Origin of the sequence: Microbacterium sp. H6 (genome assembly GCF_003314775.1) — a bacterium.
GTDB lineage: Bacteria > Actinomycetota > Actinomycetes > Actinomycetales > Microbacteriaceae > Microbacterium > Microbacterium oxydans.
The window spans coordinates 7,215-7,488 of sequence record NZ_QOAY01000107.1 but is presented as its reverse complement, the minus strand read 5'-3'; the positions used below and the strand labels follow the sequence as shown (position 1 = coordinate 7,488).

The following is a 274-nucleotide window of genomic DNA, read 5'->3' as shown; positions in this document are numbered from 1 at the left end:
GTCGCGGCCCAGGCGTCCTGCGCGGCGACCGCGGCGTCGAGGGCGCGGATGCCGTCGCCGGGCGTCGCGTCGGCGATGGTGCGGATCACGGAACCGGTCGCGGGGTCCTTCACATCGAAGGTGCCTCCGGTCTCGCCGTCGATCCACTGGCCCCCGATGAAGAGTCCGGTGGGGATGCTGTCCAGGAGCGCCTGTTCGGTCTGAGTGCTCATGATTCTCTTTCTGTGAGGAGGGCTAGGAGCGCTTGCGTCGACTGGGCGGTGCGTCGATGCCC

The 274-nt window shown here is 69.3% G+C and carries 1 protein-coding gene; it reads right to left on the bottom strand.

Going from position 1 to position 274, the window contains the following annotated elements; genetic code table 11:
• A partial coding sequence (locus tag DSP71_RS07280) for an aldehyde dehydrogenase family protein (RefSeq protein WP_113680749.1) occupies window positions 1–212 on the bottom strand: 212 nt, incomplete at its 3' end.
• Window positions 213–274: the final 62 nt, after the last annotated feature.